General features: G+C 61.9%; 20 protein-coding genes. 9 read left to right on the top strand and 11 right to left on the bottom strand.

Annotated features, from left to right (window positions below; all coding sequences use genetic code 11):
• Positions 1-4 precede the first annotated feature (4 nt).
• From mutL to F4Y38_04275, 5 genes are all read left to right on the top strand, one after another.
• A complete protein-coding gene (mutL, locus tag F4Y38_04295; GenBank protein MXY48506.1) occupies positions 5-1,831 on the top strand; it encodes a DNA mismatch repair endonuclease MutL in 1,827 nt (608 codons plus the stop codon).
• 378 nt (positions 1,832-2,209) lie between these two features.
• Entirely contained in the window at positions 2,210-3,220 is a 1,011-nt protein-coding gene (locus F4Y38_04290) for an alpha/beta fold hydrolase (GenBank protein ID MXY48505.1), read from the top strand.
• A 108-nt stretch (positions 3,221-3,328) separates the two neighbouring features.
• Positions 3,329-3,862, top strand: coding sequence for an ATP-binding protein (locus F4Y38_04285; protein MXY48504.1), 534 nt, complete (start codon positions 3,329-3,331; stop codon positions 3,860-3,862).
• Positions 3,863-3,871: 9 nt separating this feature from the next.
• Complete coding sequence (locus tag F4Y38_04280; GenBank protein MXY48503.1) at positions 3,872-4,912, top strand: aminotransferase class I/II-fold pyridoxal phosphate-dependent enzyme; 1,041 nt, start codon at positions 3,872-3,874, stop codon at positions 4,910-4,912.
• A gap of 20 nt (positions 4,913-4,932) precedes the next feature.
• A complete protein-coding gene (locus tag F4Y38_04275; GenBank protein MXY48502.1) occupies positions 4,933-5,565 on the top strand; it encodes a threonylcarbamoyl-AMP synthase in 633 nt (210 codons plus the stop codon).
• An 89-nt stretch (positions 5,566-5,654) separates the two neighbouring features.
• On the opposite strand, the gene F4Y38_04270 is transcribed toward F4Y38_04275, so the two are convergent.
• From F4Y38_04270 to F4Y38_04260, 3 genes are all read right to left on the bottom strand, one after another.
• Positions 5,655-6,752 (bottom strand): porin, encoded by a 1,098-nt coding sequence (locus F4Y38_04270; protein ID MXY48501.1) that lies wholly within the window; start codon positions 6,750-6,752, stop codon positions 5,655-5,657.
• A gap of 48 nt (positions 6,753-6,800) precedes the next feature.
• Complete coding sequence (locus F4Y38_04265) at positions 6,801-7,874, bottom strand: outer membrane beta-barrel protein (protein MXY48500.1); 1,074 nt, start codon at positions 7,872-7,874, stop codon at positions 6,801-6,803.
• 127 nt (positions 7,875-8,001) lie between these two features.
• The gene (locus tag F4Y38_04260) at positions 8,002-10,158 is read right to left on the bottom strand and encodes a CBS domain-containing protein (GenBank protein ID MXY48499.1); all 2,157 of its coding nucleotides are present in this window, start codon (positions 10,156-10,158) and stop codon (positions 8,002-8,004) included.
• Positions 10,159-10,270: 112 nt separating this feature from the next.
• Between F4Y38_04260 and F4Y38_04255 the strand changes: the two genes are divergently transcribed.
• Together F4Y38_04255 and F4Y38_04250 are read left to right on the top strand one after the other, a co-directional pair.
• A complete protein-coding gene (locus tag F4Y38_04255; GenBank protein MXY48498.1) occupies positions 10,271-11,401 on the top strand; it encodes a ferritin-like domain-containing protein in 1,131 nt (376 codons plus the stop codon).
• Positions 11,402-11,447: 46 nt separating this feature from the next.
• Positions 11,448-11,816 (top strand): cupin domain-containing protein, encoded by a 369-nt coding sequence (locus tag F4Y38_04250; protein MXY48497.1) that lies wholly within the window; start codon positions 11,448-11,450, stop codon positions 11,814-11,816.
• Between the two features lie 138 nt (positions 11,817-11,954).
• Here the strand turns inward: F4Y38_04250 and F4Y38_04245 are convergent, their stop codons facing one another.
• On the bottom strand, positions 11,955-12,908 hold the full coding sequence (locus F4Y38_04245) for a hypothetical protein (GenBank protein MXY48496.1): 954 nt from the start codon (positions 12,906-12,908) through the stop codon (positions 11,955-11,957).
• Positions 12,909-12,985: 77 nt separating this feature from the next.
• On the bottom strand, positions 12,986-13,534 hold the full coding sequence (locus tag F4Y38_04240) for a hypothetical protein (GenBank protein ID MXY48495.1): 549 nt from the start codon (positions 13,532-13,534) through the stop codon (positions 12,986-12,988).
• Between the two features lie 87 nt (positions 13,535-13,621).
• On the opposite strand from F4Y38_04240, the gene F4Y38_04235 reads away from it, so the two are divergent.
• The gene (locus F4Y38_04235) at positions 13,622-14,320 is read left to right on the top strand and encodes a tetratricopeptide repeat protein (GenBank protein MXY48494.1); all 699 of its coding nucleotides are present in this window, start codon (positions 13,622-13,624) and stop codon (positions 14,318-14,320) included.
• A gap of 221 nt (positions 14,321-14,541) precedes the next feature.
• On the opposite strand, the gene F4Y38_04230 is transcribed toward F4Y38_04235, so the two are convergent.
• The 6 genes from F4Y38_04230 to F4Y38_04205 all read right to left on the bottom strand — a co-directional run bounded on the left by F4Y38_04230 (position 14,542) and on the right by F4Y38_04205 (position 20,890).
• On the bottom strand, positions 14,542-16,200 hold the full coding sequence (locus F4Y38_04230; GenBank protein ID MXY48493.1) for a peptide ABC transporter substrate-binding protein: 1,659 nt from the start codon (positions 16,198-16,200) through the stop codon (positions 14,542-14,544).
• Between the two features lie 106 nt (positions 16,201-16,306).
• A complete protein-coding gene (locus F4Y38_04225) occupies positions 16,307-17,632 on the bottom strand; it encodes an aspartate aminotransferase family protein (protein MXY48492.1) in 1,326 nt (441 codons plus the stop codon).
• Positions 17,633-17,741: 109 nt separating this feature from the next.
• Entirely contained in the window at positions 17,742-18,506 is a 765-nt protein-coding gene (locus F4Y38_04220) for a sugar phosphate isomerase/epimerase (protein MXY48491.1), read from the bottom strand.
• Positions 18,507-18,538: 32 nt separating this feature from the next.
• Positions 18,539-19,642, bottom strand: a complete 1,104-nt coding sequence (locus F4Y38_04215) for a Gfo/Idh/MocA family oxidoreductase (protein MXY48490.1) — start codon at positions 19,640-19,642, stop codon at positions 18,539-18,541.
• A gap of 100 nt (positions 19,643-19,742) precedes the next feature.
• Complete coding sequence (locus F4Y38_04210; protein ID MXY48489.1) at positions 19,743-20,261, bottom strand: adenylyltransferase/cytidyltransferase family protein; 519 nt, start codon at positions 20,259-20,261, stop codon at positions 19,743-19,745.
• A gap of 41 nt (positions 20,262-20,302) precedes the next feature.
• Positions 20,303-20,890, bottom strand: coding sequence for a hypothetical protein (locus F4Y38_04205; GenBank protein MXY48488.1), 588 nt, complete (start codon positions 20,888-20,890; stop codon positions 20,303-20,305).
• Positions 20,891-21,701: 811 nt separating this feature from the next.
• Between F4Y38_04205 and F4Y38_04200 the strand changes: the two genes are divergently transcribed.
• Positions 21,702-22,527 (top strand): Ig domain-containing protein (locus F4Y38_04200; protein MXY48487.1); only part of this gene is annotated, 826 nt, incomplete at its 3' end.

The following is a 22,527-nucleotide window of genomic DNA, read 5'->3' as shown; positions in this document are numbered from 1 at the left end:
ACGCATGGCTGATCAGATCAAGGTGTTGCCCGAGAAGCTGGCGAACATGATCGCCGCAGGCGAGGTAATCGAACGCCCCGCCTCGGTCGTGAAGGAACTGGTCGAGAACGCGATCGACGCCGGTGGCGAGCGCATTTCCGTGGAGATAAAGTCGGGCGGAAAGCAGCTCATACGCGTCATGGACGACGGCGGAGGCATGGCCCGTGAGGACGCGGTGCTGGCCTTCGAGCGGCACGCGACCAGCAAGATCGCCGGCGAAGACGACCTCTACCGCATCGGTACATTCGGTTTTCGGGGCGAAGCGCTGGCCAGCATCGCCTCCGTGGCTCGGGTGGACCTGACGACGAACACGCAGGGAGAAGCGGCCGGGACCCGAGTCCGCATCGACGGGGGTTCGGCGCCGAAGGTTACGGACGCCGGACGGGCAGCCGGTACGACGGTCGCCGTATCGCAGTTGTTCTACAACGTGCCCGCCCGCAGGAAGTTCCTTCGGACCACGGGTACGGAGACGCGCCATGTCGTTTCCGTGGTTTCCTCCATCGCCATGGCCTATCCCGGGACCGCCTTCACGCTGACGGTCGACGGCCGGGATACCCTTTCCCTGCCCGCCGTGTCCAACACCTACACCCGTGCGCAGGCCGTCATGGGCAACACGCTCATGAACCAGATGATCCCGGTCACCTTCGACGACGACCTCGTCAAGATACACGGGTTCATCAGCCGGCCGGACGCCGCCAGGGTTTCCCGTACCCACCAGCATTTGTACATCAACCTCAGGCCGGTATCCAGCCGCGCCCTGAACCGCGCCGTGTTCGAAGGCTATGGTTCGATTCTACCCAGGGAACGTTTTCCCGTATCCGTCGTCTTCCTGAACATCGATCTCGACCAGGTGGACGTCAACGTACACCCCGCGAAGCGTGAGATCCGGTTCTCCGACGAGTCAAAGGTATATGAGCGGCTCCTGCGGGCCATTCGGCTGGCGCTGCAGAACTCGGACGTGGTGCCCGTTTTCGATACGGATACGCCGGATATCTCCGGATTGTCGCCGGCCGCAGCGCCCGGCGAGGTGCGAGCGCCCGTCGACGTCCGGGTGCCTGTCGACGAACCGGCCGTGGCGCGCAGGACCCAGATCGACCTGTTCGGACCCGTGCGCGGTAACGACGGCGATCCTACGGGCGAGTGGACCTACACCCCGGCGGACTCGGAGCGCGGGGCGCGTGACGAAGGGGTACCGGGAACAGTCAGGGAGCACGGCGATGCGGAAATGGTATCGCTCTGGCAATTGCACAACGCCTACATTCTCGCCCAGGTTAAAGGCGGTTTCATGCTCATCGACCAGCACGCCGCCCACGAACGCGTGCTGTTCGAACGGGCGCTGAAGACGATGGGCCACGAATCCGCCCCCTCCCGGCAGTTGCTGTTTCCGGTTACCCTCGATCTCATGGTGCCGCAGATCGCGCTAGTCCGGGAACAATTCGATCACTTCGCCCGGCTGGGATTCAATGTGAAACTGTTCGGCGAGCAGACCGTGGTCGTCGACGCCGTCCCCTGTATGGCACACAGCCAGGATGTAGACACATTGTTTCACCGGATGATTGAAAACCTGCAGGAGATGCCGGAAAAGAACCTCAAGAACGAAGAACGTATCGCGATGACTTTCTCCGGCCATGCCGGAATCCGGAAGGGCGACCCGTTGTCCCAGCAGGAGATGAACGGGCTCGTCAACGATCTGTTCGCCACGGAAATGCCCTATGTGACGCCCCGCGGGCGACCCACCGTGGTCCGAATGCCGCTCGAGGAGATCGAACGCAGATTCAACAGGTCGTCTTAGGTCTCTTCCCGCCATTTATCTCAAGTGCTAAAATCCGGACACCTGACTCGATACCTTGCCTGTCCGTGGCTCTCAGACAAGCAGGCGATCGATTTCGAAGGGAGAGATCTCGTACCGGCATAGTGTGCATGCCTGCACGACGGTATTCCATACGCTTCAGGCGAGATACCGCGCGTTCGTTTGCCGATTCTATCCTTCCATGTGATCCCCTACCCTGTCGAGACGTTCGGCGAAGCGCTGCATGCAGTCCTGAATTCCGGAATGCCGAGTAAGACGAATTGGTCCGATCTTTGCCTAGTGGCGCAGTAGTGACCTGAATCGATCTGATTTGCATGTAAAACTACCTGGTAAACGGTAAACATCACACTAGAGTCTATTATGAACTCAAAATCCTATTGTTTGGAAAGAAATGTTTATTTAATGTATATTTTCACTATTCCGAATACCGCGCTATTAAACGGTCACTATTGCACGCTGTACTTAATACGACACGTGTCTTATGGTAAGAAAACCAAGGCCGGTTTTGACCGTCGAGGAGTGTGCGTTCTGAGTTTGCCGATCATCCTCGCCCACGGCATTGTGCCTTTTGATACGCTTTACCGGCCGCTCCTTCAGGCAGGACTGCGACGACTCCTGCGCCAGCCCGACAAGTACGACTACTTCAGCGGGATCGCCGGCCATCTCGAAAAACACGGCTACACTGTCTTCGCCCCCCGTGTGCCCTTCGCCGGCCAAGTGAATAAGCGTGCCTTGGCCCTGAAGCACCGCGTCGAAGTCATCCTCGAAAGCACCGGATCCGACCGGGTTCACATTATCGCCCACAGCATGGGCGGTCTCGACGCCCGTCACATGATCGTCGATTTCGACATGGCCGACCGCGTCGCGACACTGACTACCATCGGCACGCCGCACCTCGGAACTACATTCGCCGACTTCGGACTTGCCAAAGTGGACTGGCTGATCGGCTTCACCGGCGTCTTCGGCCTCAATCTCGAGGGATTCCGCGATCTCAGTACCAAGGCTGCCGCCACTTTCAACGAGCGTGCGCTGAACGCCGAGGCACGAAACCCCGTCCGCTATACCACCTACGCCGCCCATCAAAGCTTTGCGCGGATATTCACCCCGCTGAAGCTGCCCTGGAAATACATCGCAGGGCGCGAAGGAGACAACGATGGGCTGGTGTCTGTGACCTCGGCCGCCTGGACGGACAGATTGGGATCGAAGAAGGTGCGCCAGGAAGCCTTTCCCGTCCCCGCCGACCACCTCAACGAACTGGCCTGGTGGGAGCCGTGCGAACTGCGCGCACCCCGGCAGGCGCGAAAGCTCTTCAAGCGCAGAATACGCGACGGCTACCTCAAAATGGTGCGTGACGCCGAGCGGGAAGGTTGAACCGTCTTGAATGGATGTCGCATTCGCGCCGTATCCCATCCTCGCCGCCCCGAACTTGACACGGCCCTTCCCGCCCCATACCTTTACTGAGTCTGAAAGGTAGATACCATGTATTCTGGATCATGCAGATCGACCGCATGGTTCCGGCAGGATCCGGCCGCACGACGGCCGTACGTGCGGCGGATTCATGGAGCTTCTTGCATGGGCGAGACTCGGCAGGACGGGGCTGAAAGCGGCGTGACGCTGGAACTGACGATACCAAGCAATCCCGATCTGACCGCGGAGGTGGACCGCCGTATTGAGGAGTTGACCACGCGGACCGGCTTCGACCAGGGAACGCGCGGCGACATCATGATCGCCGTGAACGAAGCGGTCAAGAACGCGATACTGCATGGAAACCAGTGCGACGAGTCCAAGCAGGTCGTCATCTCCTGCAAATGCAGTTCGGCGTTGTTCCGTATACACATATGCGACTGCGGCGGTGGTTTCGATCCCGACGGCCTGCCGGACCCGCGAAACCCGGACAACCTGCTCAAGGAGAATGGCCGGGGCATCCTGATGATCAAGGCCCTCATGGATGAGGTCGAGTTCGATATCACGGAGCACGGCACCAGCGTGACCCTGACCAAGTACGGCCACTGAGGAGCGTCCATGCAGATCGTCGAACTGCGCAGCGACACCATGACCCGGCCGACGCCGGCTATGCGCCGAGCCATGGCGAACGCCGAGGTCGGCGACGACTGTTTCGGCGAAGACCCATCGGTCAACCGGCTGGAAGAAGCCATGGCCGCCCTGCTCGGCAAGGAAGCCGGTCTCTTCGTCACGAGCGGCACGCAGGGCAACCAGCTCGCTGTCCGGTCGCAGACCCATCACGGCAACGACGTCATCGCGGAAAAGTACTGCCACATTTTCAACGCGGAAGCCGGCGCCCTCGGTGCGCTCTCGGGCGTGCAGGTCCGCCTGTTGACGGGAGAACGGGGTGTATTCACGCCCGCGCAGATGGAGGAAGTGATCCAGCGGGGCGACAACGTGCATTACGGCAGGACGGCGCTGGTCGCGGTGGAGAACACCCACAACAAGTCAGGCGGATACCCATGGCCCGTGGAGGCGCTGTCCCGGGTCAGCGATTGCGGACGGTCAAACAACCTGCGCGTCCACATGGACGGCGCCCGGCTGTTCAACGCCTGCGCGGCGACGGGCCTGACCGCACAGACCTATACGCAGCACGTCGATACGGTATCCGTGTGCCTGTCCAAGGGCCTGGGCGCGCCGGTCGGCAGCGTGCTGGCGGGCGACCAGACCACGATTGACGCGGCGCGCTACTACCGGAAGATGCTCGGCGGCGGGATGCGCCAGGCGGGCGTCCTGGCGGCGGCCGGTCTCTACGCCATGGAGCACAACATCTCCCGGCTGCCCGAGGACCACGGCCATGCCACCCGGCTGGGGGAGGCGCTCGCCGACCTGGACAACGTCGAGATCGACCTGGACGAGATCCACAGCAACATGATCTTCTTCAGCCTGCGAAACGGCCTGGATCCCTTCGAGGCCGTCGATCGCCTGGCCGAAGAAGGCGTCCGGATGCTCGCCATGAAACCCGGCGTCATCCGTGCTGTTACGCACCTGGACGTAAGCGGCGATCAGATCGACCGAACCATCGAAGTCTGCAGGAAGGTGCTGACCCGCGTTTCCTGACCCGCGTTTCCTGACCCGCCATGGCCGCTATCCTTCAACTCCATCCTGAACATCCCCAGAAGCGGCACGTCGACCGGGTCGTCGAAGCGCTGCACCGGGGTGGCGTGATCGTGTATCCGACCGACACGGTCTATGGACTGGGCTGCGATATCTTCAACCGCAAGGCCATCAACCGGATCTACCAGATCAAGCAGGCCCCCGCCGGGAAGCCGCTCAGTTTCGTATGTTCGGATCTGAAGGATCTCGCCCGGTACGCGAAGAACATCTCCAACGCGGCCTATCGCATGATGAATCGGCTGCTCCCCGGCCCCTACACCTTCATTCTGGAAGCTTCGAGAGACGTGCCGAAGTTCATGATCGGCAAGCGGCGTACGGTGGGAATCCGGGTGCCGGACAACCGGATATGCCTCGAAATCGTGCAGGCGCTCGGCCGGCCCGTGCTGAGTACCAGCATCGCGCCTTCCGGTATCGAGGCCTCAGCTAACGGAAGCGATATGAACGACGCCGATTCTATCGCGGCCCGGTACGGCAAGGTCGTGGACGTCATCGTGGACGGCGGCGTCATTGTTCCGGAGCCGTCCACGGTGGTTGATCTGACGGGTGACGAGCCTGAAATCCTGCGGGCGAGCGCCGGCGAAGCCGATCTGTACTGACCTGGACCGGGGGTCGTCTCGTTCAGGCCGGGCGGCCAAGGCGGTCCGGGCGGCCCAGGTGGATCGGCCGTTCCGGGGAGTCGCCTGGATCAGAACGAATAGGTCATCTCGAAGGCGAAGTTGACCACCGACTTTTCCTGCTCGCCTTCATCCGGATCCCCGTATATCGCATCGTCCGAGAAATCCCGGCGGAGTTCCATGAGGAACCCCAGGCCGTCGGTCAGCGCGAAGGTCGGGGCGATGGTGAGGGCCTGCAGGGTGTCATCCGATTCGAATGTATGATCCAAACCGGGAGCGGAGGAGGTGACGGTTCTGGTGCTGGTGTTGAAGTAGTCGTACCTGCCCGTCAATCCCATGACGTCGGTAAGACTATAGTGCGCCATGACCATGTAGCCGTTCCACTTGGTTTCTGAGTCCCAGAAATCCAGTTCTCTTTTGCCGTAGTTGTACTCCCCGCCGATGATGAGTCCGGGCGCCGGCGTCAGGGTAAGGTCGATGTCGTAGACGGTCAGATTGCTGACCGGATTCTCGACGGACGAATTCAAGACCGTTACCTCTTCGTCGCCGTGCATCGCCGAGAAGCCGATCCCGACCACATCCTCGTGGCGGTAACCGAATCTGCCGCCGAACATCTTGTTGGAATTCGTGTCGACGTTCTGGTCCCAACCGTTCGTAAGATGTACCACCACATCAATGCCGTCGCCAAGGTCCATGGCCAGCATGGCACCAGTCAGATTGGTGGGCAATCCATTGTTGAAGACCAGCGAGTGGGAGTACTGGTACATGTCCGGGGCGTCCAGAAGTTCGAACCCTATGGGCGCGTTGAACTTCCCGAAGGTCAGGATCGGGTAGTTCCCCTCCCCGCGGCCCAACCCTAGATCGAGGGTGACGTACCCCTGCTCCGCGTCGAGGGTGAACCCGCCCTCGCCGTCACTCACCCACTCCAGATCCGCGCGCAACGAGCCGATATCGCCCAGGTTTCTCGACAAATCGATCTCCACCTGGTCGAGGCCGAAGGTATTCGAATCATCGAGATTGTTGTAGGTGTAGCTGGCGTCTACGAATCCCGAGATTTCGACCAGGCCGGAAACGGCCGAATCTTCATTCTCCTGCGCGGCGGCCGGGAAGGCGGCGAGTATCAGGACCGCCTGCAAGGCGGGGATTCCTCGTAACAAGAAGGTACCCATATACGCGCTCCCATGGTGTGATGGTAAAACTTACGGATCAGGTTCGACTCAGAACGAATAGGTCATCTCGAAGGCGAAATTGACCATCGATTCCTCCGATTTACCTGATTCCGAATTGTAGAAGATCGCTTCGTCGGAGAAATCCCGGCGGAGTTCCATGAGGAACCCGAGGCCGTCAGTCAGCGCGAACGTCGGGGCGATGGTAAGGGCCTGCTGGGTCACGTCCAGGCTGCGCGGATGATCCTGCGTTCCGCTGCGGCGTGCCGCAACCTGCGAAATTTCCCGGCTGAAGTAGTCGTACCGGCCCGTCAACCCCATGACGTCGGTAAGACTGTAGTGTGCCATCACCATGTAGCCGTTCCAGCTGTTTTCTACGTTAACTTCATCCAGCTCCGTCCTGCCGTTGTTGTACTCCCCGCCGATGATGAGTCCGGGCGCCGGCGTCAGGGTCAGGTCGACGTCGTAGACGGTCAGATTGCCGACCAGCCCCTCTTCGTCGCCGCGCATCGCCGAGAAGCCGATCCCGCCTATTTCATCGTGGCTGTAGCCGAGTCTGCCGCCGATCATCTTGTTGGTATTCGCGTCGACATTCTGGTCCCATCCGTTGGACAGGTGGACCACCACGTCGATGCCGCCGCCCAGATCCATGGACAGCATGGCGCCGGTCAGATTGGTGGGCAATCCATTATCGAAGACCAGTGCGTGGGAGTACTGGTACATGTCCGGGGCGTCCAGAAGCTCGAACCCGATGGGCGCGTTGAATTTACCGAAGGTCAGTGTCGGGTAGTTCCCCTCCCCGCGGCCCATGCCGAGATCCAGAGTCACATACCCCTGCTCCGCGTCGAGGGTGAACCCGCCTTCGCCGTCGCTCACCCATTCCAGGTCCGCGCGCAACGAGCCGATATCGCCCAGGTTCCTCGACAGATCGATCTCCACCTGATCGAGGCCGAAGGTATTCGAATCATCGAGATTGGAATAGGTGTAGCTGGCGTCTACGAACCCCGAGATTTCGACCAGACCGGAAACGGCCGAGTTTCCGTTCTCCTGCGCGGCGGCCGGGAAGGCCGTGAGCATCAGGACCGCCAGCCAGGCGGGAAATCTGCGTAACATAAAGGTACCCATTTTCACGCTCCCGTGATGTGATGTGGCAGAAAAGGAACCTCTTGATGTTAACGATTCAGCGCGACTGCGCGATTCGTATTATAGGATGTAACAGTACGATGTCAACTAAACATTTGGCTACTAAACATTACAGGTGGACGATACGGTCTATGCGATCGCGCTCTCCGGCGACGAGCAGGACGTCTTCCTCCTGGATCACATAGTCCGGCGTCGGAACGAAGTGCGCCCGGCCGGCCTGGTCCGCGTGGTCTGCCGGGTTCGCCTTGCCGCTCCGGTTCGCCTGGCAGGCCCGATGCGCCGGTCCGACGTGGTTCGCCTGGCTGTCCCGGTGCTCCCGTTTCCTGATGAGCAGGATCTGTACCCCGTGCCGGCTGCGGATCTGAAGGCGCCGGATGCTGCTTCCTATGAACCGCCGGGGCGCATGGATTTCCACCATGGCGTAGTCGTCCCCAAGTTGCACGACCTGTCCACCGCTCAACGTGTCGACCATGCTCGCGAATTCACCGGCCAGGTCCCGTCTGGCCGTCTCCCGGTTGTAGGCGTCCATGACGTGCTCGCGGCTGATAACGCCGACAAGGCGGCCCGAGTCCGGCTTGACTACAGGGAAGGCGTTTACCTGGTGCCGGCCGAACAGCAGCATGACCCGGTCCAGCGTGTCGCCGTCGTTGACCGTCGGCAGGTCGAACTGGGCGATGTCGTGGGCTACGATGACGCCTTCGAGATCCTCGCCGTACGCGACGAGACTGCGGATGCGGTCGAAGGTGACCGTTCCCTGGTAACGCTCCTCATCGTCGGTGATGTAAAACTCCGTGTCCGTACTCTCGGCCAGGCGGGACATCAGGTCGTCGAGCGGCGCCTGGGGAGGTATCGTCTCGAATGAAGTCACCCGGGCCTGCCCTACGTTCAGCGATCTGAGGATGTTCGTCTCCTGGCCCTTTTCCAGGTCCACGTTTCTTCTGAGGAGGCGCAAGGTGTAAACCGAAGGCTTGAGCAGGTAAGCGGACAGCGCCGTACTGACGATGACGGAGATCGCCAGCGGCAGGATCAACTCGTAATTACCGGTCATTTCGAAGATCATCAGAATCGACGTCATGGGGGTCCGGATGGTCGAAGACACCAGCGCGCCCATGGCCACCAGGGCGTACGCGCCGTCGGTGGCGCTCGTACCGGGAAGCAGATGGTTGACCAGCGCGCCGAAAGCGCCGCCCAGCATGCAGCCGACGAACAGGGAAGGGGCGATCACGCCGCCCGAGCCGCCCGATCCCAGGGAGAAGGACGTGGCGGCGATTTTGATGAAGACCAGGATGAGCAGGAACTGCCATTCCAGTTCGGAGAACAATGCCCGGTCCATGGTCTCGTATCCCACGCCGAGGATCTGGGGATAGAGCAGGGCCAGGGCGCCGACGAGCAGACCTCCGGTCATGGGCTTCAGGTAATCCGGAAGCGGCACCTTTCCGTAGAGGTCTTCTACGCCGTAAAGCGCACGGACGAAGAGGGTGCCCACGATGGCGGCCAGAATGCCCAGTACGGCATACAGAACGAACTCGAGCGGGTGGTTCACACCGTGCGGGGGCACGATGATGGCCGGCTGGTTACCCAGAAAATGACGGGAAATGGCGGTAGCCACCACCGAGGAGATCACGATGGGACTGAACCGGCTGAAGGAGAAATTGCCCAGGATGACTTCGAGGGAGAACAGCGCGCCGGCGATCGGCGTGTTGAAGGTCGCCGCTATGCCCGCGGCCGCGCCGCAGCCCACGAAGGTCCGCATGCGATGGACGTTGACGTGCGTCAGCCGGCCGAAGGTGGAGCCGATGGCGGCGTCGATCTGGGCGATGGGCCCCTCGCGGCCCACCGACAACCCGGTGCCTATGCTGATGGCGGTGGCGAGCGAGGTCTCCACGGCGACCCGGGGCCTTATGCGCCCACCGCGAAGAGCCACGGCCTCCATGACATCGGGGAGTCCGCGAGCTTCCCGGGTGCTGAAGTAGATCAGGACGCCGACGATCAGCCCCCCAGCCGTGGGTACTGTGAGCACCGCCAGCGTAGTGAGTGAAACACGATCGTACAATCCGCCGCCCCAGGCCACGGACTCGATGAACATGATCAGCTCGCGGAATGCGATGGCTCCTCCCGCCCCCAGCACGCCAATAAGTACCGCGGCGCTGATCATGAAGACCTGGTCGGTTGTCCGCATACGTTCGATATTGGCGTGCAGGCGTTGCCTGAAACGCCGTGCCATTACGCGCCAGAGGCGAAACACCCGAAGCCTCGACAGATTCATGAATCGTCCTTCCCACCTTCATCTTGTCATCGACCGGCAAACCCAGTATCATACATATACCCGGCGATCGCTGCTAAGTTAAGTCAATTCTCGCTCTGGAACAGGTCTGAACATGTCCGAGAACAACAAGTCCGAAGACCCCATGTCCGAAGAATCCAGGTCTGACGAGCTCAAGTCTGACGAGCTCAATTCTGACGACTTCGCCATACCTCTGCCCGATACATCCGATTGGGGCGAACCCGACCGGGGCATCCGCGTGAAACCCGCGGACGGCCGAGGCATCCTCATGCGGGACTGCCAGGTCGGCAGGGCGGGCGAAGTGCCGGAAGTGGCATTCGACGGGCACGGCCTGGCGCAGCGGGGTTCGGTCGTCGATCCCGGGACGCCCGATTTCGGATTCGCCATCCGGGAAAAGAAGCTGGTATGGGCCGATAACATCGCGGATCTGTACGAGCAGGGCAAGGCGGGGCAGTGGGACGCCACGTCGGACATCCCGTGGGATGACCTGCCCGTGCTGCCGGACGACCTGGAGCAGGCGGTGTGCCAGGTCATGACCTTCCTGATCCAGAACGAATACCTGGCCATGTACCTGCCCGCCAAGTTCATGAACCGCATCGATCCCCAGTTTTCCGAAGTGGTCCTCTTCCTGGCCACGCAGGTCATGGACGAGGCCCGTCACGCGGAGGTATTCACCAAGCGCGCCCTCGCCAACGGCGGCGGCCTGCAGTACGTCTCGGCCGCGACCGAATGGTCCCTGCGCAGCCTGCTCGCGCAGGACGACTACTCGAACGGTTCCTTTCTCATGCACGTCCTGGGCGAGGGGACCTTCATGGAACTCCTCATGTTCCTGGAGCAGGTCGCGCCCGACCCGGTGACCGCCCGGACCTTCAAGCTGGCGCGCCAGGACGAGGGCCGGCACGTCGGGTACGGCATATCCCATTTCGCCTACCACATAGAGCAGGACCCGTCGATAAAGGACGATCTGATGCGGGCTGCCGAGGAACGGACACTGTTCCTCCAACAGGCTTCCGGGTCCAGCCCCTTCGTACTGAAAGCCATGATGACACTGGCCGGCGGCGGCTCGCACCCGGAGCAACTGGCACGGGGGCGGGACGCGGTCATGGGTCTCTACGAGGAAATGCACCGCAAACGGGTACGCGAACTCGTGGCCATCGGCTTCGAACGCCAGGATGCCGAACGCATATCGGAGCTGCACGGCAGCGGCGTACGGAACTTCATGTAGCGCATTCACTTAATCGTGAATAGGCCGTTTTGGGGAGAGGCTTGAAATGGGTGTCGTCCATAAGCACCAGGGACAGCAAGGAGCGAACGACTGGTCCGGCGTGGAGAAGCAGCCCTACAGCAAGGGCGGGGCGGTGGGCGGATCGGTGCGTGTAGTCATCGGTCCCGACGACGGGGCGAACAATTTCTCCGTCCGATACTTCGAAATCGAACCGGGCGGGCAATCTTCCTTCGACCGACATCCCCACGACCACGGCATATACATCCTCCGGGGACGGGCGAAAGTGCTTATCGGGTGGGACGTGCACGACGTGGGACCGGGCGACGTGGTGTACATCGCCCCCAACGAACAGCACCAGTTCGAGAGTGTCGGCGAGGAACCGCTCGGGTTCCTGTGCGTCGTGCCGCCCAAGTGAGCCCTCCGGACCTGTTGTCGGCTGGCCCTCTGCCGCCCAAAGAGGATTCCCCGGAACCGGTCGACGGCTAGCCACCGGTCAGCCGCTCTACACGTCGGTCCGCCGCCCTTCGTACCGGATCTCCGTCGTGCTTGCCGGTCAGCCGCTCTTCGCGGCGCTGTTCTTCATTCCGTTTGCCATCAGGTGCATCTGCGTATTCACGTATCCCGGCCGTACTTCTTCGAAGTGGGGGCCCATGACTCTGTGCAGGTCGCCCAGGGCGTGGAAGGGTACAGTCGGGATAGCGTGGTGTTCGGCGTGGTACGCGTTGTTCCAGTTCAGCCACCGGACCAGGGGGATGGTCAGCACGGTCCGGGTGTTGAGCAGGATATGGCGGACGCGGGGGCAGCCCGTGTGCTCGGACATGCGGATGAGACGCATGACGGGCTCGCCCAGGAAACGGGGCGCCAGCCAGAACAGGACCACGGCCATCGTGTCGAACCAGATCGATACGGCTGCCAGCGCGCCGTAGGCCAGGACCATGCTCCAGGCCTCCAACACCACGTTTCCACGTGCTCGTCCCGGCAGAAACTTGCGCTCGACCGCGTTGAACCGCCCGAAGAGCATCCGCGCCAGGGCGGTCAGGTTGCTGTAGAAATAGGGAATGCCCGTCGCGTACCAGAGATAGCCGCCCAGGCTTTCCGCCATGGGGATCATCTCGGGATCGTCCCCCGTGATCTGCGTGTGGGAGTGATGAGCCAGGTGCTCGTAGCGAAAGTACGCGGGGATGAGAAACAGTCCGGTGCCGGTGATCCAGCCGACGATCCGGTTCATCGCCGTGGTTCTGAAGGCCGTACCGTGGGAGCATTCATGGAAAGGCGCGAACCAGTGCACCACGACGGCGCCATGGACCAGCAAGGCCGGTGCCAGCCACCATGTGCCCAGGGAGAGCGACACCAGGTAACCTGTGAGCAAGGTGGCCGCCAGATGCCCGGCCAGGAATACGAAACCCGGAAGGTTGCGTCGACGCAACAGTTCGTTCAGCCGGTCGGGCGGAACGATATCGGTGGGTTTTACCGGGGCTTGTCCGGTTTTTTGTTCGAGGGTGGCCATGGGTCGACAAACGACTGATCCGGTGGACTAGAACGAGCTGGCGCCATGGATTGGACGCGCACCACGGGTCGCGGCGCCTATCCGGTGCGCGCCGCGCGATCGTCGATCTCCACGATGCCCCGTTCGAGATCGAAGCGGCGTGTCTTCTGCTTTTCCACGTCCCCCACGGTTACGCGGACGAAAAAGGCGCCGTCGGGATAGTCGATGGAGTGGATGTCCCCCTCGGCGAAGGCGGTCGCCTGCCCGGCGCCCACGGTGTACTCCCGGACCACCTCCAGACGGGCAGGTCCTTCCGATCCCCCATCGTCCAGCCGATTCCATCGCCGCATCAGGGTATGCCCAGTGTAGTTGCCGTAGATCACGCTGCAGGGACCGTGATCGTGGGGCGGGGAAGTGCCGCCCTTTCGACCTCCGTGGACGATGACGTGTATATCCGTCTCGGGATCATGGCCGATCACCGTGTGGCCTTCGTACTCGTCCATGTTCACATAGGTTTCCAGCAGGTCGGACTGGTCCAGCAGCCTTTCGGTGTTCTTCCTGATCGATTCCAGTCCGTGCCTGATCCCGTTTTCCCGCACGATCCGCCGGGCGTCTCCCAGAAAATCATCGACGGTGTACCTGGTCATCGATGGCCTCCTTGATGCTTCGATTCAGTCTTGGATTCCGGTTGGTACGCATGAAAGTCGAGATTATAACTTGCATATTTAAGCCAAATGGCATATCTTATCTATCTTGGATACAATATACGCCGAAAACCACGATTTGTCCATAAATACTCAGTGTCCTGTTACGCTCAGTTATCCAACGGAGGAATGAGGATGACACGCATCAAGAAGTTGAACTGTCTTGCCGTGTTCACGATCCTGGTCGCCTTGGTCGCGGCGCCTGCCATTCAGGCCCAGACGATCGCGGATGCGAAGACGAAAGTGGACGCCATGCCGGACGATCCCCCCCGTCATTACAATCTCGGCATCGCCTACTTCAAGGCAGGACAGTTTACAAACGCCATCGGCGCGTTCCAGAAAGCCGTCGAACTGAAGGCGGATTACAAGGAAGCGCATTACAACCTCGGCCTTTCCCAGCAGAAGGCGGGCCAGACCTCCAACGCGATCAAGTCGTTCCAGAAGGCGACGGAGATCGATGCCAAGTACGCGGACGCGCACGGCGCGTTGGGCAGCGCTTACCAGAAGCTCAAGAACAGCAGCCGAGCGATCAGATCCTACAGGGCTGCAATCGGCATCAACGGCAAGAAGGCGAACTGGCATTACAACCTGGGCATCCTGTATCAGACCCGCGAGGATTATCCGAACGCGATCAGGTCCTACGAGAACTATCTGAGACTGGCGCCCCGGGCCAGGAACGCCGCGTCACTCCGGAACATCGTCGCCCAGATGAAGGACGCGATCCGGTAAGCGACGTACGGATTGATCCGGCCGATCCGGCCGATCCGGTCGATCCGGTCGATCCGGCGGATCTGGCCGGAGTAAACGAACCGGACCAAGAAAACAAGGCCTCCGCGTGAAAGGGATTCGCGCGGAGGCATTTTTTGGCGTTCATTATTACGGATCTGTACCGCTTTATCGCCGCTCTGTCGACGCCTTGTCGCCGTCTGCGCGTTCCCCCGGGCCGTCTTTCAGCGGGAGATGTAGACCCGCGTGTAGTCCATGGCCCCCACCGTGCCGTCGGGATTTTCCGCGATCCCCTTGACCCAGGGCTTCCTGAGTTCCAGGTACACCGGATGAAACAGGAAGGACCCGGCGTAGTCCGACACCATGATCTCCTCCGCCTCCGCGTAAAGCGACCGCCGCCGGTCCCTGTCCAGTTCCGCGGCCGCCTGCTCCACCAGGCGGTCGAACTCGGCGTTCGACCAGTCCGATCGGCCGTACCCCTGGGGCTGGGAGTGCCAGATCATGTCGAGCATGTTGCGCGGGTCAAGGTAATCGGCGTAGAACACGATCAGCCCCAGGTTCATGCGCCAGTTATACATGTTGTTCATGTACATGGTCCGGTCGGCGCTCCGGATCGTCACGTCGACTCCGATGTTCTCCTTCAGCATGGCCATGATGGCCTCGCTGATCCGCTTGATGGTGGGATTGGGCGCCCGCAGCCACATCTCCTGGCGGGGGAACCCCCGCCCGCGGGGATAGCCGGCCTCCCTTATGAGCTCCCGGGCCCTTGCCGGATCGTAGGACTGGTGGGGTTTCATGGCCGGTCCGTTGTACTCCGCGAATTCGGGCGGGATCATGGAGTAGGCGGGGACGGCTGTGCCGCCCAGCAGGATACCCGTGATGACCTCCCGGTCGATCGCCCGCGTGAAGGCTTCCCGGACCCGCACGTCGTCGAAGGGCGGCTGCCGGGTGCGGTAGAAGAGATACCATGAGGCCCGTGCGGAAATCCTGACCAGGTCCGGCGCGAGTTCGGGATCGGCCAGGATGCGGGGCATGTCGGTCACGTCGACGAGTTCGCGGTCCACCTCGTCGTTCTCGTAGGCGAGGACCGTGGCCACCGCCGCGTTGCGGAAGGGATGGATGACCTTCTCCAGGTAGGGCTTGTGGGGACCGTTGTACATGGGGTCCGGAACCAGGGTCATGTGGCTTCCCGTGACCCATTCCGACAGTTTGAACCCCGAGTTCGAAACGATGTTCTCGAGACGGGTCCATTTCCGCTCGTACTTTTCGACCTGCCATGGCGGTACCGGCAGCGCGTTCCCATAGGATACGATGTAGGGTAGGTACGGCGCCGACTTCTCCGTCTCGATGACCAGCGTGAGATCGTCGACGGCGCGGACGCCCAGCTGGGTCAGGTCCTTGATCTCGCCGCGGTTGATGGGCCTGGCGTTCTTGAAGTCGTGGTAGAAGAACCCGTAGGGGTTGGCTTCCTCCGGGTCCAGCATGCGCCGGAAGGAGTAGACGAAGTCGTGGGCCGTGACGGGCCGGCCGTCGCTCCACCGCGCGCCCTGGCGCAGGTGGAAGGTCCAGGTCTTGCCGTCCGGGGAAGACGTGTAGCTGTCGGCGGCCGCGGGTTCCGGATTCCAGTTCGGATCGCGGCGGAGCAGAGGCTCGAAGGGGATGATGGTGTCTTCCGTGTCGTAGTCGTTGATCGCGGAATCGAGCGTGCGGGGCTCCGGGCTCATGTATCTGAAGACCTGTTGATCCCGCGGGGAGGCGTCCGGCGGAAGGGCCCGTGCGGCCGATTCCCCGGAACCGCCCTGCGCCGCGATCAGCAAGGGGACCAGGAAGAAGGCGGAGACGGCGCCGAGCAGGGCGGCAGCAAACTTGAAAGCATGGGGCATGGTTCGGTTCCTGTGATGAATGGTTGGTCGGTGAATTCGGTGCGTTCAGACCGTTCGTTGCGCGGGCGATCCGCCGTGGCGAATCCAGTTCAGTCCAATCAGTTCGTCAGATTTCTACCAGCGTTCCGGCCACCGCCTCGACGAGTCCGTCGATATGCGATTCGTCCATGGCCGCGGAAAGGCAGTTCATGGCGAGGCCGTTCGACAGGTAGTAACCGCGGTTCAGCAAGCCGAGAAACACCGCGGGTACGGTACCTTTGTCGGCCGCCGCCACGGCGCGGTAGGTTCGGACCGGCCCTCCTGTGAAATAGATGCTGAAAGTGGAGCCGGACGCGGCCACCGTCGCCACGGTACTCGTGCGGGCGAAGGCGTCCTCGAGTCCATGCACGAGACGATCGGTGAGACGGTCGAGCCTTGCATACACGTCGGGCGTCAGCACTTCCACCATGGCCAGGCCCGCGGCCATGGTGACGGGGTGTGCGCTGAAGGATCCGCTCTGGAAAACCCGGGCCTTGCCCTGGGTGGGATCCAGCAGGGACATCAGTTCCCCGCGGCCGCCGAAAGCGCCTGCGGGAAACCCCCCGCCCACGATCTTCCCGTACGTGCTCAGGTCGGGCAGGATGCCGCACTGGGCCTGGACCCCGCCCGGTGACGCGCGGAATCCCACGATCTCGTCCAGGATCAGGAGCACGCCGTGCCGTTCGGTGATCTCGCGTACTGCCTTCACGAAGTCCAGCCGCTGGGGAATGACGCCCGTCTTCGGGTCGAGGATCACGGCCGCCAGTTCGTCGCTTTTTTCCGCGACAATCGCCTCGACGGCCGCTTCGTCGTCGAAGGGCAGGATGACGACGTTGTCGGTGGCGTTGGGCGGCATGCCTCCCGCGCTGGCCACGGGCACAGGCCGGTCCGCGGGACCCGCCTTCGCCGGATCGGGTGAAGTGCTGATTTCGACGGCGTCGTGGCTGCCGTGATAGCCCCCTTCGAACTTGGCGATGAGGTGACGGCCCGTGTATTCCCGCGCCAGCCGGATCGCGTGGAGCGTCGCCTCCGTCCCGGAGTTGCAGAAACGGACCATCTCCAGGGAGTCCACTCTACGACACAACTCGTCCGCCAGCGCCGTTTCGATCCCCATGGGGGCGGCCACGGCGATGCCTTGTTCGAGCTGTTGCGACACCGCGCGGACGATCGCGGGATGGTTGTGCCCCAGGATCTGCGTCGTGTGGTGGTTGGCGAAATCCACGTACCGGTTGCCGTCCACGTCGTACAGGTGGCAGCCTTCGGCCCGCGCGATGGTGACCGGGTATGGCGCGTAGTAGTAGGCGCCCTTGGCGACGCCGGGCATGACTTCACCCGCGCGCTTGAACGCTTCACAGGATCCCGGCGTCCTTTCGCGGTAGATCGCCTCCTGCGATATCTTCTGGGCCGTTGTCATAGACTTGGATGGTCCTTTCGGAATGCCTTGGTTCAAACCGGGAGCGGAAGGCCGCCTCCGGTGTTCCCGGCGGTTGAATCGGGCGTTCCCGGACCGCTCGCGGCCGCCGTCAGGCCCGATACGCTTCCCAGAGGGCCTTGTAGTAGCCCATCAGCCGCTCGGGTTCGGGGCTGTGGGCGATTTCCGCGAGCGTGTACCCTCCGTAACCGTCCGCTTGAAGCAATCGGAAAAGCTCTCGCCAGGGGTACTCGGCGCGGTAGATTTCGGTGATGTGCACCAGGCCGATCTTGTGGGCGAGCAGCCGGTAGTTGGCCTCGATGGATCCGTCCTGCACTTCGCCGAAATTCGAGTTCCAGCAGATATACGCATTGGGATGGTCCGCGTGGTCCATGATGGCGCGCATGCGCCGCGGCTCCTGGGTGTCCTTCCCATGCACTTCTACCCGGATCTGCACGCCGAGGCCGGCGGCCGCTTCCGCGCACTCACCGACGGCTTTCCCAATCTGCTCGAGGGTCGCTTCTTCCGGGATGCCCGCTTCGGTCTGTAGACCGTTGGGGCGCACCTTGACGCCCGGACAACCCAGGTCGGCCGCCAGTCTCGCGTACTCGACGGTCCCGTCCACGTTCGCCCGCACCTCGTCCGGATCGGCCGAGTGATACTCGAAGGCCGTACCGAGGCCCACCAGGTCCACGCCGCCGTCCTCGAAAAGCCGTCGTACCTCTGATCGCTCATCCGCACTCAGCGAGGCTTCCACGCCGTGGGCATGGGTCGTGCGGAGTTCCACGCCCGTGAAACCCGTCCTTCCGCACATGTCGATGATGGCCGGCACGTCCCAGTCCTTGCCGATCTGATAGGTCACGAACCCCAGCTTCATTCGTCCTCCCTGCGTGCAGATCCCGCGGAGCACTATCCCCGAAGGCGCCGGACGCGCGCCGGTACGTCGTCCTGGTGTATTTCGGAGGACAGGATGCCCGAATCCCGGTCCTGCACGGGCAGATGGACCTTCTGTCCTCCCCTTCGATGAGATTCCCGGAGGGCGATGGCCACTTCCAGGGCCTCCCGTCCGTCCACCCCGGAACACTTCGGGGGATGACCGTTTTCGACGGCCGAGATGAGGTCCGCGACGATGGTCAGCCCCATGGACGGGTAACGAACGGGCCAGGGAAAGGGCAATCGGGCGGGCACGCCTCTGCCGCGCGGACCGCCGGGATGCAGCTTCACCAGTTCGGCGTCCTGGCCGTTCGCGATGGAGCGGAAGCGGCCCTTCGTGCCCAGGACGTCGATCTCCCAGTTCGCGATCCCGCAGGGCATGCCGCGGACATAGGCCCGGACCCCGTTGTCGAAGGCCAGGTACCCGTTGCCCATGAGATCCTTGTCGCCCGCCGCGGCCTCGTCGGATTCCATCTCGCCGTACACCCATTCGACCGTTCCGCCCGCCATGTACCGGACGATATCGATGAGGTGGCTGCCGTTATGGGAAAGTCCGCACTGGCCGTAACCCGTCACCTGGACGATCTCGCCGAGTTCGTCTTCTTCGATCATGGTCTTCGCATGGGAAAAGAACGGATGCCAGCGCCGCGCGCAGTTGATGGCCAGGGCGACGCCGTGTTTCTCGCAGGCTGCCACCATGTCATCCGCCTCGGCCAGGGTCAGGGCGATGGGTTTTTCGGCCCAAATGGCCTTCACGCCGGCGCGGGCGGCGTCCTGAACGATCTGTGAACGGATCCGGGCCGTGGTGCAGACGCTGAGCAGATCGATACGCTCTTTCTCGAGCATATCGCGGTAGTCGGCGTACAGGTGACCGTCTTCGATGCCCCAGCGCCCGCCGAATATCGAACGCTGCCCGTCGTGAGGGTCCGCCCCGGCGACCAGGTCTACGTCAGGCGCGGCCTGGTAGGAAGGCGCGTGACAGTAGGGCAGGAAGATGGATCCGCCCTGGTCGATCTCGTCGTCGAAGGTGCTGCCCATGCGGCCGAGGCCGATCACGGCGGCGCGGTATCTGCTTGGCATGCTCTCCTCCGGGTTTCCCGGGAGAAACGGGTGGTTATCGTGTACCGGGATTATAAGACGGCAGCGGACACGGGACAAGCAGCAATTACCTTTCTGGGCCCTACCCGCGGTTCCCCTGGCCGGCCCAGAATCGTCCCCACGATTCCAGGTAGTCGGAACTGCTCCAGGCCTTGTCCATCCCCACCCCCGAAATCACTTCGATGCCGAGTTCCTTGCATACGCTCCACTCGGGGATATTGGACATGTCGGTCCGGTCTCCGCCCTTGGTGAATACGCGGGGCCGGATCACCCTCAGGGCCTCGCAGACCGTATCGTCGCCTTCGATTTCAAACGGAATCACGTAGTCCACGCCGCGGATACCGGAGACGACCTGGCAACGGGCCCTGAGATCCATGAAGGGCTTGCCCTTCTTGCGGCGCAGGAATGCGTCGCCATTGACGATCACGACCATGGTATCGCCATAGCCGGACGATTCCAGCAGACAGGAGACATGGCCGGGATGGAGCGGATCGTACCCGCCGGAAGTGGCGACGATGGTGCCCAGGTCTACGCTTCCCTTCAAGCCGGGGAACGCTTCCAGGTCGACGATGCGGGCTGCGTTTCGTGTATGCTGCGGCATAGTCCGGGATGATGTTCATTGCAGGGTACCCGGAATCCGGTTCAGAATTCCAGGGTCTGCGTGACCTGTTGTTGGTTGAACACCAGGCTCTTCTTCTGGCCGTTGGCATTGACGTGCACGAGATTGACCTGGTCTTCGTATGTCTCGAGGAGCAGCGTATTCGTCATTGTCATCGTTTCAAACACGGGGATATCCCCGACCTCCACGTAACACCACATCGCGTCCAATTCAACTTCCTTTCCGAGAAAGGCGGCGTTGACGCGACGGCCGTTTATCTCGACGACAACGTGGCGAACGAGATAACGGCTTATGTAAAGGTCCGCCTTCTCGGCTTCGCGCTCCGTGCCCAGGTGCAGTCGTTCCGTGCCCATCGTTTCGAGGGCCAGTTCCAGGTCGTCCATGAAGATGCGAAAAGACATCTCCAGCGCGCCGGTGTCGGGGTTGTGATCGACCTGGCAGACGCTGATGTAGAAGGGGTGGGCTTCAGGCACGTCCGGCTTCACGGCGTCCATGGAACGGGCCGCGCCATCCGTGTCGATCGCCACGCTTTCCCCGGCGTACACCGCACCTCCCGGTCCGCCACCCGCGAGGGCCTCGGTGATTACCAGCAGACCAGCGCAGAACGCCAAGTTTGCTGTTGGTAAAAGCCGGGAGATTTGCGATCTCATCGCATGAACCCTCCACGTCCGGCATCCGTGCCCGCACCCGGCCCGGCGTCCGTTCCGGCCCTTAGCCCGGCATCCGATCCAGCCCCCGGCCTGGCGTCCGCTCCGGTACCTGGCCTGGATGCCGGCTTAGCCTCTGCATTCGATCACCACATCGCAGAGGCGTTTCGCTTGCGGTGATCTTTTAACGGGCGGCATGCGTCTGCCATTCCAGCCTGACGCCCTGTAGCGAATCTATCCGAGTCCAGGCGTACAGGCAATTGGATTCTCGGGGTCGAGCATGTGTGCCAGGTGATCCTATGGGTCCTCGTTCCTTCCTCCAACTGGTTGAAATTCTGCATGATTTACCTGTTCCACTTCCTTCCTGGTTGTAAACACCGCGCGCAGGCTGTAGACAATGCGCAGGTTATTCAACTGAATCGCGCGCGACTCGTAATGCCAATCCACTTGACTACGAATCTCCGGTAAATCAGATAATCACAAAATATCATATATTTCGTCCATAAAATCATGTTAACATCACATATAGTACGTTTTTTTTGATGATTCACAACATGAATCACCTTATTTTACCTTGTTCGGATTCAGACCATACCTCCCACAGAAATGTGAGACGATTACATCATCCAAACCAGCGGACGCCGACTAGCGGACGCCGACCAGCGGACGCCGACTAGCGGACGCCGACCAGCGGACGCCGACCAGCGGACGCCGACCAGCGGACGCCGACAGTCGATCGTTGTCGAAGTTCTCAACTAAAGGTTAGCGGTACGATATGATCATCCATACCAGTAGCGAACGTAAATCGGCGGTTTCTTCCAGCCCGTCCAGTCTATCGAAACAATCCTCTTCGCCTGGTGTGGAGGTCGCTCGCGCCTGGTGTGGCAGTCGCCGGCGCCTGGCGTTGACCATCTTCCTTGCCATCGGCCTTCCGTTGCTGGCCGCCTGCGGCAAGGACAGCCCGACGGCGCCTGAACCGCCTGCTCCACCGCCGCCCCCACCACCGACTCCGGTGCCTACGCGCATTGAAGTAACGCCTTCCTCTGTCTCATTGAATGCCATCGGTCAGACCCTCCAACTGACCGCCCAGGTCTTCGATCAGAACAACGCGGTCATGAGCGGCGCGACCATCGAGTGGTCGAGTAGTAACGAAGCCGTGGCGACCGTAAGCGGGCAGGGGTTGGTGACGGCTGTCGCCAACGGCAGTGCGACAATCACGGCGCGTTCAGGTAGTGCGTCCACGAGCGTCCCGGTGACGGTGATGCAGTCTGCGGGCAGTATCGTGATCGAGCCGTCGTCGGCCACACTCATGGCCATCGGCGAGATGGTGCAGCTTTCGGCCTCCGTACTGGACGGGAACGGTCAACCGGTGGCTGGTGCGGTGGTCGAGTGGTCGAGTAGCGACGCTTCGGTTGCCATGGTGTCGGCACAGGGCCTGGTGACGGCGGTCGCCAATGGCAGCATCACGGTCACCGCTCATTCGGGTAGCGCGTCTGCCAGCGTCCCGGTGACGGTGATGCAGTCGGCGGGCAGTATCGCGATCGAACCGTCGTCGGCCACACTCATGGCCCTCGGTGAGACGGTGCAGTTATCGGCGTCAG

The organism is Gemmatimonadota bacterium (assembly GCA_009838645.1).
Taxonomy (GTDB): domain Bacteria; phylum JAAXHH01; class JAAXHH01; order JAAXHH01; family JAAXHH01; genus JAAXHH01.
Note: the sequence above shows the minus strand (reverse complement) of the source record. Positions and strands in the feature narration are given on the sequence as shown.